This window comes from Pseudomonas sp. PDM03, from assembly GCF_014852385.1.
Taxonomy (GTDB): Bacteria; Pseudomonadota; Gammaproteobacteria; order Pseudomonadales; family Pseudomonadaceae; genus Aquipseudomonas; species Aquipseudomonas migulae.
In genome coordinates, this window is the sequence record NZ_JACVBM010000006.1 from 240,077 (window position 1) to 258,129 (window position 18,053).

Here is an 18,053-nt window from a genome sequence, read left to right on the forward strand (position 1 = left end):
TCAGTCTCCCAGCGGCAAGTGATCGTCGCCGCCGCGGTAATCGTCGAGGGCGAGTTTGATCCGCCGCAGACGTTCTTGATTGTCTTCAGGATTGGCCAGCGCCAGCTCGGTTGCGAGCACGTCGATGGCCAGCAGCATGCCGTAGCGCGCCGCCGTGGGTTTGTAGATGAACGAGGTTTCCGCACTTTGCAGCGGCAGCACGATGTCGGCCAGTTGCGCCAACGGCGAGTCACTGCGTGTGATGGCCAGAATCCTTGCGCCGTAGTTGCGGGCCAGTTCCACCGTTTCGAGCAACTCAGGGGTGATGCCGGTCAGCGAGCAGACGATGACCACGTGCTCGGCACTGAGGCTGGCCGCGGTGACCCGCATCATCACCGGGTCGTGGCACACCGAAATCGGGTAGCCGAAGCGCACCAGCCGCACTTGCAGTTCATCGCTGCACAAGGTCGAGCAACCGCCCATACCGAAGGCATGAATCATCCGCGCCTTGCCCAACAGTTTCACCGCGTCGGCGAAGCGCGACTCGTCGAACGCCGACAGGTGCTGACGCAAGGTCGACTCGATATCGCCCACAATCTGCCCATAGAACGCCGACTGATCGGGCGTGCCCGCCGGGTCGAGAAAACGACTGCCGACGCCGCTGGCCTGGGCCAGTTGCAGACGCAGGTCGCGCAAGTCGCGGCAACCCACCGTGCGGGCGAAACGCGACAGCGTGGCGGTGCTGACTTCCGCTCTCAGCGCCAGCTCGTCGAGGCTGGCAGCAGAGGCAAATCCTACGTCGTCGAGCATCAGCCGCGCGATGCGTCCTTCGCCGGCGCTGAAGGAATCCTGACGGGCGCGGATCTGGTAGAGGATGTCCATGGCAGGCGGCTCCGGTTAAATCAGGTAAGAAAGACCCACGGTCAACGCAAAGGCGACCAGCGAAATAATGGTCTCCAGCACGGTCCAGGTCTTGAACGTCTGGGTGACGCTCATGTTGAAGTATTCCTTGATCAACCAGAAGCCGCCGTCATTGACGTGGGAAAAGATCACCGACCCGGCGCCGGTCGCCAGCACCAACAACTCCGGGTGCGGATAACCCAGACCGATGGCCACCGGCGCGACAATGCCGGAGGCGGTGGTCATGGCCACGGTGGCGGAACCGGTGGCGATGCGCATCAACGCCGCGAACAACCAGCCCATCAGCAGCGGCGACAGGTGAAATTCGTGGGCCAGGCTGACGATCTGGTCGGTGACCCTGGCGTCCACCAGGATCCGGTTCAAGCCGCCACCGGCGCCAACCAGCAAGGTGATGCTGGCGGTCGGCGCCAGGCATTCGTTGGTGAACTTGAGGATCGATTCGCGGTTGAAGCCCTGGGCGAGGCCGAGGGTCCAGAAGCTCAGCAGGGTCGCCAGCAGCAGCGCGATCACCGAGTTGCCGATGAACAGCAAAAACTGGTTGAAGCCACTGCCCGGCGTAGAAATCAGATTGGCCCAGCCGCCGATCAGCATCAACAGCACCGGCAACAGGATGGTCGCCATGGTGATGCCGAAACCCGGCAGGCTGTCGCGCGGTTCGCGCTCGAGGAACTGGCGTTCCAGCGGGTTTTCCGCCGGCAGTTGAATGCGCGGCACGATGAACTTGGCGTACAGCGGGCCGGCAATAATCGCCGTCGGAATGCCGATCAAAATCGCATACATCAACGTCTGCCCCACCGACGCCTGATACACCTGCACCGCCAGCATCGCCGCCGGGTGCGGCGGCACCAGCGCATGCACCACCGACAGCCCGGCGACCATCGGCAAACCGACCATCAGGATCGACACACCCACGCGGCGCGCCACGGTAAACGCGATCGGCACCAGCAACACAAAACCGACTTCGAAGAACAACGGCAACCCGACCAGGAAGGCGATGCACACCATCGCCCAATGCGCGTTCTTCTCGCCGAAACGGTCGATCAAGGTGCGCGCCACCTGCTCGGCGCCGCCGGACTCGGCCATCATCTTGCCGAGCATCGTGCCCAGCGCCACCACCAGCGCGATGTGCCCGAGGGTCTTGCCGACACCGGCCTCATACGCGCCGACCACCTCGGACGGCGGCATGCCGGCGAGCAATGCCAGGCCGATGGAGACCAGGGTGATGACGATGAAGGGATTGAGCCGGTAACGGGCGATCAGAACGATCAGCGCGATGATGGCGATGGCGGCATACACCAGCAGCCAATAGCCGAAGGACAGGGTCATGCGGTACTCCTCGAAAGGGTCACGTCGAAAGTTTTGTGAAACTCTTAAAACATTTCGAAGCGTGAAACTCAAACGAGGTGAAAGTAATTTTCGTAGAGGGGTAAGGGTTGTCGCGCAGAGGTATGCGAGGTCGGTGAATATGAAAATCAGGCGCACGGATTTACATCCGCCCCCCCCCTGTGGGAGCGAGCCTGCTCGCGATAAGGGAGTGTCAGTCAACAATGATGTGGCTGATACACCGCTATCGCCGGCAAGCCGGTCTCACTCCTACAGGATCAGGACCTCAGTCGTGATTCACCCGAGCGCGCTTGAGCAGTTTCTTGCAGCGCTCAGACAGATGCAGCACCCGCAGATGCTTGCCCGCCTTGGCGTAACGTTCGCGCAGGGTCTTCAGCGCCGCGATGGCCGAGTAGTCGACGAAGCTCAGGTGACGACAATCAATCGTCACCACGGACGGGTCATTGGCGGGGTCGAACTGGTTGAGAAACGGTGTAGTCGAGGCAAAAAACAGCGTGCCATGCAGCAGGTAAAGCTTGCTGCCGTCGGTTTCGAGGTGACTGTCGGCATACAGCTCGCGGGCCTGCTGCCAGGCAAAGTTGAGCGCCGCAATGATGATCCCGCAAAGCACGGCGGTGGCCAGGTCGGTAAACACCGTGATGACCGTTACGGCGACGATCACCAGCACGTCGTTCAGCGGCACCTTGTTGACCACCCGCAGCGAAGCCCAGGCAAACGTCTGTTGCGACACCACGAACATCACGCCGACCAATGCGGCCAGCGGAATGCGCTCGATCAGCGGCGACAAGAACAAAATGAACAGCAGAATCAGCACGCCGGCCACCACGCCGGAAAGCCGACCCCGGCCGCCGGAGCTGAGGTTGATCACGGTCTGGCCGATCATCGCGCAGCCACCCATGCCGCCAAACACACCGGAGACCATGTTGGCTGCGCCCAGCGCCACACATTCACGATCCGGGAAGCCACGGCTCTCGGTGATTTCGTCGGTGAGGTTCAGGGTCAGCAGGGTTTCCAGCAGGCCGACCAGCGCCATCAATATCGCGTAAGGGGCGATGATGCGCAGGGTGTCCAGCGTCCACGGAATGTCTGGCAAGGCCAGCGTCGGCAAACCACCGGCGATGTGCGCCATGTCGCCCAGGGTGCGAGTCGGCAAGCCGAGCAGATACACCGCCAGCCCGACGCCCAGAATCGCCACCAGCGCTGGCGGCACGGCGCGGGTCAGGCGCGGCAGCAGATAGACGATCGCCATCGTCAGCGCCACCAATCCGCTCATCACATAAAGCGGTGAGCCGCTGAGCCAGTTGTCACCGCTCTTGAAGTGCTCCAGTTGCGCCAGCGCGATGATGATCGCCAGGCCGTTGACGAAGCCGAGCATCACCGGATGCGGCACCATCCGCACCAGTTTGCCGAGTTTCAACAACCCGAACGCCAGCATGATCAACCCGCCCAGCAACACCGTCGCGAGCAAGTACTGCACACCGTGCTGCACCACCAGCGCGACGATCACCACGGCCATCGAACCGGCCGCGCCCGACACCATGCCCGGCCGGCCGCCGAACAGCGCGGTCAGGGTACAAATGATGAACGCGCCATACAGGCCCATCAGCGGATTGAGGTGAGCCACCAGCGCGAAGGCGATGCATTCTGGCAACAAGGCGAAAGAGGTGGTGAGCCCGGCCAGGACATCGGCGCGCAGACGGTTTGCTTTCATGGGGAGGACTGGACACAACTGGGGAAGAGGGGGCGGATGGTACGGAATTGAGGGAAACCCGGCCAGTTGCAGGGTGGCAGAAAATGCCATCGCGAGCAGGCTCACTCCCACAGGGACCTTCGTCGTACACAAAATATGTGTCTAATGGAGATCCAATGTGGGAGCGAGCCTGCTCGCGATGGCAGCGACGCGGTTTAGAGCGAACTCAAACCATCTCGTCCCGAATCCACTCAACCACCGAAGTCCGCTTCGGCACCCAACCGAGCAACTCCCGCGCATGCTTGCCGCGCACCCGGCTGTTGGAACCCAAACCGTAGTTGGCCATTTCATAACCCCACTCGGCTTCGGCCTCTTTCAGCGGCCAGTCTTGCGGCTCAGCGAGATTCAACGCCTGGGCAATCGCCGTGGTCATGTCGACGAACGACGCTTCACCGCTTTCAACGAAGTAAAACGTGCCCGGTACGTTTTTGGTCAGCGCCAGCAAGTACAGGGACACCACGTCTTCGATGTGCACGTTGGACCAGATGTTCTGGCCGGTGCCGACATGCCGGACCACGCCACTTTTGCGAGCCTGTTTCAGCAGGCGCGGCAACTGCACGCTGTCGCGCTTGACGCCCAGGCTGTGGCCGTAGATCAGCGTGTTACAGATGACCGCCGAGTTCACCCCGTCGCTCGCCGCGTCGAGGATCAGGTTGTCGATGGCCACGCGGGCCGCCTTGTCGACAGTAGGCTCCGGCAGCGTGTCTTCGTAATAAATGGCGTCGCCGAACTGGCCGCCCGACGCATCGCCGACGATGCTCGAACCGCTGGTGTGCAGGAACACTTTGTTGGAACCGCGCAAGGCATTGACCAAGGCTTCCACCGCGCTGCGATGGTCGCTGCTGGCGGCGTTGATCACCGCGTCGGCAGCGCGGGCCTGTTCGGCCAATAGTGCGCTGTCGTCAAGAGTGCCGATGACCGCCGTGATGCCCAACGCGCTCAGCTCATTGGCTTGTTCGCTGCTGCGCACCAGGCCGATGACCTTGTGGCCAGCGCGAACCAGGCCTGTAGCGATGGAGCCACCGATGAAACCTGCAGCGCCGGTAACGAATACGTTCATGGAGAAACTCCCTGCGTGAATAAGTGATGCAACGAGTATCAAGCAGTCATCACGACTGAAAAATCCCCGTTGACCCAATTCACTCTTGCGCAGGAGTCATGAATCAACCTTCGAAATCCGCATTCGCGTACACCGCCAATTTGCCCTGGATAAAGTCCAGGAAGCACTGAATCCGCAGGGCCAGTTGCGAGTTACGGTAATAGACCGCGTTGATCGGCTGGCGATAACCGCTGTTGAAATCCGCCAGCAGCACTTTCAGGCGCCCGGCACGGATGTCTTCGATGGTCATGAAATGCGACAGGCTGGCAATGCCCTGACCTTCCAGCGCCAGGTGCCTGATCGTCTCGCCGCTGGACGCACTGATCGACGCCTGAATCGGCCAGCGGTCACCATGCACATAACGCAGCGGCCATTGGTTGAGGCCTTCATTGTGGGTGAAGCCCAACAGCGCATGCCCGCTCAGGTCCTCGACCACCAGCGGTGTGCCGTGTTGCTCAAGGTAAGCCGGGCTGGCGACGATGTGCAGCGGGCTGCAACCCAACGAGCGGGCGTGCAGGGTCGAGTCGGCCAGCGTGCCGATGCGGATGGCGATGTCAGTGCTTTGCTCGAGCAGGTCGATGATCAGGTCGTTGCTGTTGAGTTCGAGCTGGATGTCCGGGTAGAGCCGGCGGAACTCGTCGATGTACGGCACGATGGCGTGCAGCATGAACGGCGAGGCGGCGTTGATCCGCAAACGCCCGGACGGGGTTTGCTGACGTGAACTGAGGCGTTCTTCAAGCTCCTCCATCTGATCGAGAATCAGTTTGGCGTGCTCGAAGAAATACTTGCCCTCCTCCGTCAGGTCCATGCGCCGCGTGGTGCGGTTGATCAGCGTGGTATCGAGCTTGGCCTCCAGCCGCGACAGCGTGCGGCTGACCGCCGAAGGCGTCTGCCCGACCTGTTCGGCCGCAGCGGAAATCGATCCGCACTCAATCACGCAGACGAAAATCTGCAACTCATCGGATCTGGCTTTCACCTGTGTTCCTTATCGATAGTCACCGCCGAATGTGTAGGAGCCGGCTTGCTGGCGATAGCGTTTTCGAAGACGCCATCGCCAGCAAGCCGGCTCCTACAGTTATCGATAGTAGCCGAACCTTATGCTTTCAGGCCGAACACCTCGGTCAGGTGCTGCTCATAACGCGCCATGTCACCTTCGATGTTCGGGCGTTTCATCACATCAACCGCCAGGAACGTCGGCAAACCGGTCATGCCGAGGAATTCGTTGGCCTTGTGGAACGGGAAGTACACCGCGTCCACGCCCTTGCCTTCGAAGAAGTCGGTCGGGTCGTCGAAGGCTTGCTGCGGCGCGTTCCAGGTCAGCGACAACATGTATTGCTTGCCCTGCACCAAACCACCGCTGCCGTACTTTTGCGAAGCATCGGAACGGGTGCGGCCGTCACTGGCGTAGAGGCTGCCGTGGCCTTCGGTGAAGACTTCGTCGATGTACTTTTTCACCGTCCACGGCGCGCCCATCCACCAGCCCGGCATTTGATAAATGATCACGTCGGCCCAGAGGAATTTGGCAACTTCTTCGGCGACGTCGTACCCCTCGTCAATGAAAGTGGCTTTCACGTCAACGCCGCCGCGATCCAGCACGCTCAACGCAGCTTCATGCAGGGTGGTGTTGTAGCGGCCATCAGAGTGCGCAAACTTTTTGCCGCCATTGAGCAACAGTACTTTTTTCATGAGGAATCTCGGAAGGGTCAGAAAGTGGATGGCGGCAGGTTAGCGACCGGCCTCGCGCGGAATAAGTCCTGAATTCGCAAAATTCATTTGACCTATACGCACGAATCAACAGGCGATTGTTGCCATAAACTGGCGCCGATTCTGACTTTGAGGAGACTCCTGATGAGTGAAATACAAGGCTTCATCCTGCACGCCAAAACCCGCCCGGAAAAATCCGACGCCTTCGAAGCGTTCTTCCGCGGCTATGTCGAAGCGAGTCGTGCCGAGCCAGGCTGCATCGAGTACCACATGCTGCGCGACAAACAGGACCCGACGCTGTTTATCTTCTTCGAAATCTGGCAATCCCAGGCGCACCTCGACGTGCACTCGAACCTGCCGCACATGAAGCAGTTCCTTGAACAGCGCGACGAATTCCTGGAACAGGATTTCGATATCCGTGCCATCGAGATGCTCAGCCCGTCGTCCGCTACCCGCTGATCAGCAAGTGGCCGCCGAGCACTGCGAGGCCGATGAAGAACACGCGTTTGAACAGCACGGCGCTGATCCGCTGGCGCAGCCATTGCCCGAGCAACATGCCGAGCACCGCCGGGATCAGCGCCAGCAATGACGCGCTCAATTCGCCACCGCCCAGCGCCCCGCGCCACAACAGGCCGGCGGCGAGGGCGAGGGTCGATACGGTGAAGGACAGGCCCAGCGCCTGCACCAGTTCATCCTTGTTCAAACCCAGTGCTTGCAGATACGGCACCGCCGGAATCACGAAGACGCCGGTGGCGGAGGTGATGACGCCGGTCAGCACGCCGCACAGCGGACCGAGCCAGCGCTCGGTCTGACGGCTGACGCGCAAAGTCGGCAAGAACAAACCGCTCAACGCATAGAGCAACAACGCCGCGCCCAACCCCCGCACCACCCAATGACCACCCGCCATGCCGATCCACACCGTCCCGGCACCGGTGCCGATGAAGATTGCCAGCAGCATCGGCCACAGCCGCCTGACCAACCCGTGCAAATGCCCGCCGAATGCCAGTTGCCAGACGTTTGTCAGGGTCGCCGGAATGATCAGCAGCGCCGCAGCCTGCGACGGTGCCATAGCCAGACCGAGCAAGCCCATGGCGATGGTTGGCAGGCCGAGGCCGATCACGCCTTTGATCATGCCGGCCAGGAGGAAGGTGGCGATGACCAGCAGAGAAAGGGCCAGGCCAAGATTTTGGTAGAACGTGGCGAGTGTATTCATGGGCTGATCCTGCGCCTGGATTGGCCGTGTGAAAATTCGCCATATACTGAGGGTGCCTCTTGTTTCGGTAGAGGCTGATAACTTCGTTGTTCTGACTGACGCCTTCGCCGGCAAGCCGGTCTCGCTCCTACAGGGGAATGCATTCCAAATGTGGGAGCGAGCCTGCTCGCGATGGCGTCAGTGCAACCAACACATATTCTGAGGTTGCTTTAATGCACTTCGACCTGACCGACCTGCGCCTCTACCTGAACATCCTCGACACCGGCAACATCACCGCCGGCGCCGCGCGCAGCCATTTATCGCTGGCGGCGGCGAGCGCGCGAATCCGTGCGATGGAGGCTTCGCTCGGCATCGACTTTCTGGAACGCGGTCGTCGCGGCGTCACCCCCACGCCCGCCGGAAAAGCCCTCGCGCAACACGCCCGACTACTACTGCAGCACGCCGACCGCATGCAGCAGGACTTGGCCGAATACGCCAAAGGCGTCAAAGGTCAGGTGCGGTTGTTATGCAACACCACAGCAATCACCGAGTACCTGCCGGAAGTGCTGGCGGACTTCCTCTGCCGCCATCCCAACCTCGACATTGATCTGCAGGAATTGCCGAGCCTGCGCATCGTCCATGCACTGCATCAGGGTGCGGCGGACCTTGGCATCGTCTCCGACGCCGTCGACACCCACGCCCTCGAAACCCTGCCCTTTCGCGACGATCCGCTGGTGCTGATCATGCCGCCCGGGCATCCATTGGCTGACCGCGCAACACCGAGCTTCAGCGAGACGCTGCATCACGATTACGTCGGCCTGAGTGCCAACAGTGCACTGGCGGTGTACCTCGAAGAACAGGCGCTGCACGCGGGCATGCGCATGCAAATCCGCATCAGGGCGGAAGGCTTCGACGGGGTGATTCGCATGGTCGCTCGCGGCGCCGGGCTGGCGATTGTGCCGCTGGCGGCGATCGAGCGCCGGGCCGTCGATCAACCGTTCAATCACGTTGCCCTGCAGGAAGCCTGGGCGCAGCGCAAACTGCTGCTGTGCGCCCGCTCGTTCGCGGGCCTGCCCGGTTACGCCAGAGCCTTGCTCGACGCGTTGTGCGCTGCAAACCGGGCCGGGAGCCTTTGAAAACCAGTGTTTGGCCCAACAGGCACCTGTATGACGAAGGCTGCGAAGAGTAATATCTGCCCTTTCAAATCAAGCCTGGCCACAACAACCAAAAGGGAACCAGATGGCGGATGAAATCTTGCAACAGGCAACGCTCAAGCGGGGGTTGAAAAATCGGCACATTCAACTGATCGCATTGGGCGGCGCCATTGGTACGGGGCTGTTCCTGGGCTCCGCCGGAGTGCTCAAGTCCGCCGGACCGTCGATGATCCTCGGCTATGCGATTGCCGGTTTCATCGCGTTCCTGATCATGCGCCAACTGGGCGAGATGATTGTCGAGGAACCCGTGGCCGGCTCGTTCAGCCACTTCGCTCACAACTACTGGGGCGGCTTTGCCGGTTTCCTGTCCGGCTGGAACTACTGGGTCCTGTATGTGCTGGTGGGCATGGCCGAGCTGACCGCCGTCGGCAAGTACGTGCAGTTCTGGTGGCCGGAGGTGCCGACCTGGGTCAGCGCGGCGGTGTTCTTTGTGCTGGTCAACCTGATCAATACGCTGAACGTCAAAGTGTTTGGCGAGATGGAGTTCTGGTTCGCGATCATCAAGGTCGTGGCCATCATCGGCATGATCCTCCTGGGCTGCTACATGCTGTTCAGCGGCACCGGCGGCCCGCAAGCATCGGTGAGCAACCTGTGGAGCCACGGCGGTTTCTTCCCCAATGGCACCAACGGTTTGCTGATGGCGATGGCGTTCATCATGTTCTCCTTCGGCGGCCTGGAGCTGGTCGGCATCACCGCCGCTGAAGCCAGCGAACCGCGCAAGGTCATTCCCAAGGCCATCAACCAGGTGGTTTATCGGGTGCTGATCTTCTACGTCGGCGCCCTCACCGTGTTGCTGTCGCTGTACCCATGGGACCAACTGCTGCAGACACTGGGCGCTTCGGGCGATGCCTACAGCGGCAGTCCGTTCGTGCAGATTTTCGCCCTGATCGGCAGCGACACCGCCGCGCAGATCCTCAACTTCGTGGTGCTCACCGCCGCGCTCTCGGTCTACAACAGCGGCGTGTACTGCAACAGTCGCATGCTCTACGGCCTGGCCGAACAAGGCGACGCGCCCAAAGTGCTGATGAAGTTGAACAAGCAGGGCGTGCCGTTGCTGGCACTGGGCGTTTCGGCGTTGATCACGATGCTGGCGGTGCTGGTCAACTACGTCGCGCCGCACGAAGCGCTTGAGTTGTTGTTCGCCCTGGTGGTCGCGTCCTTGATGATCAACTGGGCGCTGATCAGCCTCACGCATTTGAAGTTCCGCAAGGCCATGGTCCAGCGCGGCATCGTGCCAGGCTTCAAGGCTTTCTGGTCGCCGTACACCAACTACCTGTGCCTGGCGTTCATGGCCGTGATCATCTGCGTCATCTGGATGATCCCGCCGGTGCGCGCCTCGGTGTACGCCATGCCGGTGTGGGTGTTGCTCATCTACGGTTGCTATCGGTTGCGCATGGCCAGGCACCGAAAGCTGTCAGTGACTCAGTAATCGCGTAAAAAAAAAGCCCCGGCATTCGATGAATGCCGGGGCGTTTTTTATGGCGAGCGCAGTGAATCCAGCGTTTCTGGATACCTCGATGTCGAGCACAGACAACTGACGCCGCATCAAGCCCGATAGGGTGCGACTTCAGTTCTCCATCACGCTCGGAGTCATCATGTCCGCACCGATTACCGTTCTTCGCGACACCCACCCGCTGCCAGTACTCGACGCCTGCAAATGGGAAAAACTCGAAGGCGATCCGCACACCGTCAACCTCAACGCCTACACCAGCGAAGACGGCAGCAAGATCATGGGCACCTGGATCTGCACGCCGGGCAAGTGGTATGTGGAATACGTGAAGTGGGAATACTGCGATTTCCGCGAGGGTTACTGCATCATCACCCCGGAAGGAAAGGAGCCGATCCATCTGCGTGCCGGTGATATTTTCGTCATCGAGCCGGGGATGAAAGGCACGTGGGAAGTGGTTGAAACCGTGCGCAAGTATTTCGTGTTTGCCTGATGCAAAAAAACCGGGAGATCACCCGACGTGATTTCCCGGTAAATGTCGATGCGCACACACCTCACCTGTAGGAGCCGGCTTGCTGGCGAAAAACTCGTGAACAACGCGGGGTGTCAGACTCCCCCGCGTTATCGTTAACGACCATCGCGAGCAGGCTCGCTCCCACAGGTTGAAGCAGGTCGTTATTGCGGTTTGCGATAGCTGTTGATGATCGCCGAGAAGTCTTTACCCCCTTCCCCACGCTGGCTCATCGCCTGATACAACTGCTGGGCCACCGCGCCAAGCACCACCGGTTGGTGCGCCTGACGTGCCGCTTCCGTGGCAAGTCCCAGATCCTTGAGCATCAGCTCGGCACCAAAACCACCGGTATAACCTCGCGACGCAGGTGCCGTTTCGACGATGCCCGGCCACGGGTTGTACATCTCCGAACTCCAGCAACGTCCCGTGGAACTGTTGATAATCCCGGCCAGCACGCCAGTGTCGATCCCCAGTGCATCACCGAGCGCCATAGCTTCGCTGACGCCAACCATGGAGATCGCCAGCAGCAGGTTGTTGCAGATCTTGGCGATTTGCCCGGTGCCGACTTCGCCACAATGGACGATGTTGCGACCCATCTGCGCCAGCACCGGTTGCAGGGTGGCGAACAGTTCAGGCGTGGCGCCGACCATGAAGGTCAGGGTCCCGGCTGCGGCACCGCCAGTGCCACCCGACACCGGCGCGTCGGCCATGGCCACGCCTTGCTTGGCAGCGGCCGCCGCTACATCACGCGCTGTTTGCGGGTCGATGGTGCTGCAATCCACGGCCGGCACGCCTTTGGCGATCCCCGCCAGCACGCCGTCTTCACCCAGCCACACGCTGCGCACATGCACAGCAGCGGGCAGCATGGTGATCACCAGTTCTGCGCCTTGAGCCGCTTCACGAGCCGTCGCGCTGATGCTGCCGCCCAGTTGCTCCAGTTCAGCCAGAACGGTTTTGTTCAAATCAACCAGTCGCAGCGCGTGGCCGGCCTTGATCAGGTTGCGCGCCATCGGCGCGCCCATGTTGCCGAGACCGATAAAAGCGATTTTCATGTCCGGCTCCTTAACGCAAGTTGATGGTGGTGTTCACACCGTCGTTGACGCTGTCGTCATCGAACCAGCGACTGGTGACGGTCTTGGTCTGAGTGTAGAACTGCACCACTTGCTTGCCATACGGGCCGAGGTCACCGAGCTTGGAACCGCGCGAACCGGTGAAGCTGAAGAACGGGACCGGCACAGGAATCGGAATGTTGATGCCGACCTGACCCACGTCGATTTCGTTCTGGAATTTGCGCGCCGCCGCACCGCTTTGGGTGAACAGGCCCGTGCCGTTGCCGAACGGGTTGGCGTTGACCAGGGCGATGGCCTCGTCGAGCGTATTCACTTCCAGCACCACCAGCACCGGGCCGAAGATTTCCTGGGTGTAGATCTGCATCTCGGGGGTCACGCCAGAGAACAGGGTCGGACCGACAAAGTTGCCCTTCTCGTAGCCGGGAACCGTGATGTCACGACCATCCAGCTCAAGCTTGGCGCCTTCCTTGATGCCGCTTTCGATCAGATCCAGAATCCGTGCTTTAGCACGCTTGGAGATCACCGGACCAACGTCCGTGCCCGGCTCGCTGCCAGCGTTGACCTTGAGTTTCTGCGCCAGCGCTTTCAGGTCCGGCAGCCATTGCTTGGCCGCGCCGACCAACACCACCACCGACGTTGCCATGCAACGCTGACCGGCCGCACCGAAACCGGCACCGACCAGCGCATTCAGCGCTTGTTCGCGGTTGGCATCCGGCAGCACCACGGCGTGGTTTTTAGCGCCCATCATCGATTGCACGCGCTTGCCGTGCTTACCGGCCAGGTCATAAACGTGAGTACCGACGGCAGTCGAACCGACGAAGGAAACCGCCTTGATGTCTTTGTGGGTGCAGAGCGCGTCCACCACGTCCTTGCCGCCATGAACCACGTTAAGCACGCCCGCCGGAACGCCCGCCTCGATGGCCAGTTCCACCAGCAGCATGGTCGACATTGGGTCCTGTTCGGACGGTTTGAGCACGAAGGTGTTGCCGCAGGCGATGGCCATCGGGAACATCCACAGCGGAATCATCGCCGGGAAGTTGAACGGGGTGATGCCGGCGCAAACACCAATTGGCTGGCGCAGGGTGTAGGTATCGACGCCGCCTGCGACGTTCTCGGCGAACTCGCCCATTTGCAGGCTGCCGATGGAGCAGGCGTGCTCGACCACTTCAAGGCCGCGGAAGATGTCGCCTTCAGCGTCAGCGATGGTCTTGCCCTGCTCGTTGCTGAGCACCACGGCGATGCGCTTGGAGTGTTCGCGGATCAACGCCTGGAGCTTGAGCATGATGCGCATGCGGGCGCCGATCGGCGTCAGCTTCCAGGTCTGGAAGGCGCGATGGGCGGCGCTGATTGCAGCGTCCACTTCCTGCGCGGTGGCGAACGGAACCTTGGCCAGCACTTGCTGGGTCGCCGGGTTGACGATGTCGTGCCATTCGGTGGTCTGGGACTCGACCCACTCACCGTCGATCAACAGCTTGACGTTCTGGACAGTGGTTTCGTTGGGCGTGAGCGATGCGTTCATGCTGGTCTCCTGGACTTGTTGTTATGCAGGGAGCCAAGGCGGATAAGTCGCCTTGAGATGAGGCGTGTGTCGCGAATTGGTTGTCGGACTGTTTTTGGAGTATAGATGTGCAAACTTCTAATAAGAACGCACATAAAAGCCGGTCCATCATGCAAAAAAACATCACGTCTTTAGGTTCGCTGAACTGGGATGACCTCAAGTTTTTCCTCGAAGTGGCCCGCACCCGCAAGGCCAGCACCGCGGCCAAGCGCCTGGCGGTGGACTACACCACCGTGTCGCGGCGCATCAGCTCGCTGGAAGCGGCATTGGGCACATTGTTGTTCGAGAAGTCCCGGACCAGCGGTTTTGTCCTGACCGCTGAGGGTCAGCGTTTATTGGGTTACGCCGAGTCGATCGAGAGCACGCTGCACATGGCGTGCGAACAGGTTTCCGGTTCCGGCGTGGCGCTGTCCGGTCATGTGCGGATGGGTTGCACCGAAGGGTTCGGCAGCTTTTTCATCACCCCGCAGCTGAGCCATTTCGTCGACGCCTATCCGGCGATCTCGGTGGACATTCTGCCGCTGCCGCACTTCATCAGCCTGTCCAAACGCGAGGCGGACATCGTCATCGCCCTGGAGCGCCCGGAGCATGGCCCGTACGTCTGCTGCAAACTCTGCGACTACCGGTTGCAGCTGTACGCGACCCAGGACTATCTGGACAAACACCCACCGATCCGCCGCCCGACAGACTTGGGCAAGCATTCATTTATCAGTTATGTCGACGACCTGGCCTTCAGCTCGGAGCTGTTGTACCTGGCGAACGTGCTGCCCGGCGCCAGCGCCAACTTGCGCAGCACCAGCGTGATTGCGCAGTTCGTGGCTGCGCAGCAAGGGCGTTCGCTGGCGATCCTGCCGTGCTTCCTCGCGGCTCAGGATCCGCGGTTACTGCCGGTGCTGCCGGAGGAAATCAACATCACCCGGCAGTTCTGGATGTACTGCCGCGAGGACCTGCGCAAGCTCAAGCGGATCACCCTGTTGTGGGATTACATCAGGGAGGTCACTGAACTGAATGGCCCGTTGTTACTGGGCGAGACGCGGGATCTTCGGTTTGCAGACTGAGCGTCGGAGCAGCCAATCCGAGAGTGCTGACTAATTGGCAGCCTTTGCGGGTGACTTCCACCTGCTTGTAAACAACCTGATTGGCGCTGCGCGAATCGGCAATGATCGGCAAAGCAGAACGGGGATCGTCCAGGCGTAGGCCCAGAAGGAAATCGACATTACATTCCCACCATCGGCTATCAAGTAACTGCGCCACCACCTCTGGCGGGTGCCGATACTTGATGACTTTCGCCGGAATCCCGGCGACAACCGCGTAGGGCGGCACATCGTGGGCAACCAGTGCGCGGGTGGCGATAATGGCACCCGTGCCCACCGTGACACCTTCCATGATCATGGCGCCATGTCCGATCCAGACGTCGTCGCCGATCGTTACATCAACGATCTCTGGTTCGAAGGACAGTTTTGTACGGGTAAATTGGAAGGGGTGCGAACTGACCCAGTCGGACGGGTGGGTATTTTTGTCTTGTCCGATGTAGCAGTCATTTCCAATCGAACAAAACCGTCCTATCGATGACACCGCGGACAGCACGCAACCACTTCGAATGTAAGTGTGGGCACCAATGCTCAACCGTTTGGTGCCGACCACCACGTGACCGAGCGAAACATTCTCTTCCACCCACAACGTGGTTTTGGCGTTAAGCGATGACACCCCGCCAGCGATCTTGCATTTATGCTGGCGAAGCCATTTTTTCCAGAAGTGGTTGCGGCAGTAATTTATTATTTTTTCCATGTGGCAGTCGTCGTGTTCCGTTCATCTACGGGGGTATGAATCCCCCCAAAAAGAATAATTAAAAAGAGGGTCAGCCGATCAATCGGCGCTCACCACAATCGACACCCGGCGATTTTCGGTTCGACCGGCCGCGTTATCGTTGGATGCTACCGGCTCACTGCTGCCAAAGCCCTTTAGCTGGATATTCTGTTCTTTCATGCCGACCGCGGTCAGGACCTTGCCGACGCTGTTCGCGCGGCGCAGGGACAGCTGTTCGTTGTAGGTCTCTTTGCCCGACGCATCGGTGTGACCATCAACCCGCACCCGATCGATCCCGACACCCAGCAACGCCTTGCCAATGCGCTCGACGATCTCGGTGCTCTGCGGATTCAGGCTTTCGACATCACTGCCAAACAACACTTTGCCGGACAAGCCAAACGCCCAGCCCTCGTCGGTCAACTCGAAACCTTGCTGTTGCAGCACTGCAACCTGTGCCGGACTCAAACCTTTTTGTGGTGCCGTCTGGCAACCGGTCAGTGCCAGCAAAGCCATGAACAAGGGGATCGCAAGAAATCGCAGATTGAATGAGAACACGGACATTAGCTCCTGGTTTGAACATCGGCGACAGGGTGCTCCGACCCTGACGTGTGCTGTGCACCTCTGGAAAAACGTTTAGCCTGGTACATGGCCGCATCGGCAGCATTGAGCAGAGCACCCGGTGTAGCACCATGATCCGGGTACACGGCAATGCCGATGCTCAGAGAAGTCAAAACCTGAGTATGACCCGGCAACGGGATCGGCACTTCCATGCTGGCAATGATTTTATCGGCGATCCGCTCGGCATCTTCGGTCTTGTGCAACGGTGTCAACAGGACAGCAAATTCGTCCCCCCCAAGACGCGCCACCAGATCCTCCTCACGCAGTTGAGCACGAACCCGATTGGCGACTGCGACCAACACCGCGTCGCCGGCGGCGTGACCGAAGGTGTCGTTGATTTCCTTGAACCGGTCACTGTCGAGAAACAACACCGCTACCCGCTCGTTGAGCTTGTTGGCGTTGCGCAGTGCACGAATCAATCGGCCTTCGAAAAACGCCCGGTTCGGCAACCCGGTGAGGCTGTCATGACTGGCCTGGTGGGCGAGGGTTTCATTCTCGCTTTGCAGGTGGGTTTGCCAGGATTCGAGTTCATCGAGCAGGGCATTGAAGTCATTGCCCAGGTTATCGAGTTCGGCGATGTCGGCAGGAGGCACACGCTGGTCGAAGGCACGTTCGCTACGCGCCGCGTGCGCCACAAACGCCAGACTGCGCAGCGGCCCGGTGATCCCGCTCAGTTGTCGGCGAGCCAGATAAAGCGCTACCCAGGCACTGGCGGCGGTGCACAGAACGATGCCCACCAGACCGCTGAGCAAGAAACGCATCAGGCTGCCGCCGTGGCCGATCAGCAGAGTGCTGCCGATTTCCTGGCCTTGATGGATGATCGGCATGCTGATGGGCTCCTCCAGAAAGGCTTTGGCCATCTGCATTTCGAGATCAGAGAACAATCCGGTTTCCGGCCGCTGCCAACGCGCCAACAACTTGCCTCGCTCGTCCAGCACTTGGGCATCCGCCACTTCCTCGGTAGAAGCGATCAGTGCCAGCGCTTCGGTGGCAGCGGCTTTGTCGTTGAACACCACTGCAGCTTCCACGGTGTAGTTGATGGAGCGCGCGATCAGGTGCAGGTTGTGGTCGGCATAGACCCGCAACGCCAGGACGCCGAGCAGCGTCAGCGAGATGCTGGCCATGGCCACGCCGACCAGCGCGACGATCAAATGACCGCGGCCAATGACCGAACGCAAGGTCGGACGACTGCCCGGCTTGAATAACCTCATGGCGCCGCCGGTTTGCGGCGGGACAGTTGCAGCACACTTGGGTGAATTCGCACGCCGCTGCGGGCGACGGAATCGAGGTTGACCTCAAAGGACACTTGCTCATCGCCGACACGCAAACAGAACAGACTGCCGACGGTACATTGATCGTCGCTTTCGCTGATGCTCAACACCGGATGCCCGCTCAGCGAAGCGAACAACCGGCTGCGCTCTTCGCTGGTCAGTTTGCCGATGTACACCGCGTCGCATTCACTGACAATGGATGGGTTGTCGGCCAGCAGGCGGCGCACGGTAACGGGTCGGCCAGTGGCCTGGGTGGTGCCCTTGACCAGGTCGTCGGTGTATTCGGTAGGGCCGACGATGCACAAACGAAGTTGTGCGGGCTCAACTGGCCAGCGGGCATAGCTGAGTATCCCAAGTACAACCTGCGTGACCGATTTGGCGCGCTGGTCGGCCATGCCTGGTGGGGTTTGCGTTTGAGCGAAAACGAAGCCGCTCAGCAAACAGAGAAAGCCTGCAAGTACGGCCTGCTTGCAGCCAGCAACGCACTCTGTCATCCAGACAGCCACCTTCATGCAGGGATTCTCTTCGATCGTAACGGGAGGATGCCGCAACGATAGCACAGCGCTGAA

At 60.5% G+C, this 18,053-nt stretch carries 18 protein-coding genes; 5 read left to right on the plus strand and 13 right to left on the minus strand.

The annotated features are described in order from the left end of the window. The 6 genes from IB254_RS12305 to IB254_RS12330 all read right to left on the minus strand — a co-directional run bounded on the left by IB254_RS12305 (position 1) and on the right by IB254_RS12330 (position 6,779). Entirely contained in the window at positions 1 to 861 is an 861-nt protein-coding gene (locus IB254_RS12305) for a MurR/RpiR family transcriptional regulator (RefSeq protein WP_008029861.1), read from the minus strand. A 15-nt stretch (positions 862 to 876) separates the two neighbouring features. After that, a complete protein-coding gene (locus IB254_RS12310) occupies positions 877 to 2,226 on the minus strand; it encodes a gluconate:H+ symporter (protein WP_192417449.1) in 1,350 nt (449 codons plus the stop codon). A 283-nt stretch (positions 2,227 to 2,509) separates the two neighbouring features. Further along, on the minus strand, positions 2,510 to 3,955 hold the full coding sequence (locus IB254_RS12315) for a SulP family inorganic anion transporter (RefSeq protein ID WP_192417450.1): 1,446 nt from the start codon (positions 3,953 to 3,955) through the stop codon (positions 2,510 to 2,512). A gap of 205 nt (positions 3,956 to 4,160) precedes the next feature. Next, positions 4,161 to 5,054 (minus strand): NAD-dependent epimerase/dehydratase family protein, encoded by an 894-nt coding sequence (locus tag IB254_RS12320; RefSeq protein ID WP_192417451.1) that lies wholly within the window; start codon positions 5,052 to 5,054, stop codon positions 4,161 to 4,163. A gap of 103 nt (positions 5,055 to 5,157) precedes the next feature. Further along, a complete protein-coding gene (locus IB254_RS12325) occupies positions 5,158 to 6,069 on the minus strand; it encodes a LysR family transcriptional regulator (RefSeq protein WP_008024659.1) in 912 nt (303 codons plus the stop codon). 119 nt (positions 6,070 to 6,188) lie between these two features. Continuing rightward, the gene (locus IB254_RS12330; RefSeq protein ID WP_192417452.1) at positions 6,189 to 6,779 is read right to left on the minus strand and encodes an NAD(P)H-dependent oxidoreductase; all 591 of its coding nucleotides are present in this window, start codon (positions 6,777 to 6,779) and stop codon (positions 6,189 to 6,191) included. Positions 6,780 to 6,941: 162 nt separating this feature from the next. Between IB254_RS12330 and IB254_RS12335 the strand changes: the two genes are divergently transcribed. Next, positions 6,942 to 7,256, plus strand: a complete 315-nt coding sequence (locus tag IB254_RS12335) for a putative quinol monooxygenase (protein WP_008024657.1) — start codon at positions 6,942 to 6,944, stop codon at positions 7,254 to 7,256. On the opposite strand, the gene IB254_RS12340 is transcribed toward IB254_RS12335, so the two are convergent. Continuing rightward, positions 7,246 to 8,010: a sulfite exporter TauE/SafE family protein gene (locus IB254_RS12340; protein WP_192417453.1), complete on the minus strand. Its 765-nt coding sequence runs from the start codon at positions 8,008 to 8,010 to the stop codon at positions 7,246 to 7,248. The two genes, IB254_RS12335 and IB254_RS12340, sit on opposite strands and share 11 nt — an antisense overlap. A 212-nt stretch (positions 8,011 to 8,222) precedes the next feature. Here IB254_RS12340 and IB254_RS12345 point away from each other — a divergent pair, with 212 nt between their 5' ends. The 3 genes from IB254_RS12345 (at position 8,223) to IB254_RS12355 (ending at position 11,143) form a co-directional block, all read left to right on the plus strand. After that, on the plus strand, positions 8,223 to 9,125 hold the full coding sequence (locus IB254_RS12345) for a LysR substrate-binding domain-containing protein (protein WP_192417454.1): 903 nt from the start codon (positions 8,223 to 8,225) through the stop codon (positions 9,123 to 9,125). Positions 9,126 to 9,228: 103 nt separating this feature from the next. Further along, positions 9,229 to 10,632, plus strand: coding sequence for an amino acid permease (locus IB254_RS12350; protein WP_008024654.1), 1,404 nt, complete (start codon positions 9,229 to 9,231; stop codon positions 10,630 to 10,632). A 166-nt stretch (positions 10,633 to 10,798) separates the two neighbouring features. Continuing rightward, positions 10,799 to 11,143, plus strand: a complete 345-nt coding sequence (locus IB254_RS12355; protein ID WP_008024653.1) for a cupin domain-containing protein — start codon at positions 10,799 to 10,801, stop codon at positions 11,141 to 11,143. 182 nt (positions 11,144 to 11,325) lie between these two features. On the opposite strand, the gene mmsB is transcribed toward IB254_RS12355, so the two are convergent. Next, positions 11,326 to 12,213, minus strand: coding sequence for a 3-hydroxyisobutyrate dehydrogenase (gene mmsB / locus IB254_RS12360; RefSeq protein WP_008040816.1), 888 nt, complete (start codon positions 12,211 to 12,213; stop codon positions 11,326 to 11,328). A 10-nt stretch (positions 12,214 to 12,223) separates the two neighbouring features. Next, positions 12,224 to 13,750, minus strand: coding sequence for a CoA-acylating methylmalonate-semialdehyde dehydrogenase (locus tag IB254_RS12365; protein ID WP_192417455.1), 1,527 nt, complete (start codon positions 13,748 to 13,750; stop codon positions 12,224 to 12,226). 149 nt (positions 13,751 to 13,899) lie between these two features. On the opposite strand from IB254_RS12365, the gene IB254_RS12370 reads away from it, so the two are divergent. Beyond that, positions 13,900 to 14,847 carry a LysR family transcriptional regulator gene (locus IB254_RS12370; protein ID WP_008040813.1) on the plus strand — a complete coding sequence of 316 codons (948 nt, stop codon included), beginning with the start codon at positions 13,900 to 13,902 and terminating at the stop codon, positions 14,845 to 14,847. Here the strand turns inward: IB254_RS12370 and IB254_RS12375 are convergent. From IB254_RS12375 to IB254_RS12390, 4 genes are all read right to left on the minus strand, one after another. After that, entirely contained in the window at positions 14,786 to 15,577 is a 792-nt protein-coding gene (locus tag IB254_RS12375; RefSeq protein ID WP_192417456.1) for a CatB-related O-acetyltransferase, read from the minus strand. The genes IB254_RS12370 and IB254_RS12375 overlap by 62 nt on opposite strands. 78 nt (positions 15,578 to 15,655) lie before the next feature. Beyond that, positions 15,656 to 16,156 carry an OmpA family protein gene (locus IB254_RS12380; protein WP_008024089.1) on the minus strand — a complete coding sequence of 167 codons (501 nt, stop codon included), beginning with the start codon at positions 16,154 to 16,156 and terminating at the stop codon, positions 15,656 to 15,658. After that, positions 16,156 to 17,424, minus strand: coding sequence for a diguanylate cyclase domain-containing protein (locus IB254_RS12385; protein WP_192417457.1), 1,269 nt, complete (start codon positions 17,422 to 17,424; stop codon positions 16,156 to 16,158). The genes IB254_RS12380 and IB254_RS12385 overlap by 1 nt, the downstream gene beginning before the upstream one ends. Then, positions 17,421 to 17,996: a YfiR family protein gene (locus tag IB254_RS12390; RefSeq protein ID WP_192417458.1), complete on the minus strand. Its 576-nt coding sequence runs from the start codon at positions 17,994 to 17,996 to the stop codon at positions 17,421 to 17,423. The genes IB254_RS12385 and IB254_RS12390 overlap by 4 nt, the downstream gene beginning before the upstream one ends. Between the last annotated feature and the right edge of the window lie 57 nt (positions 17,997 to 18,053).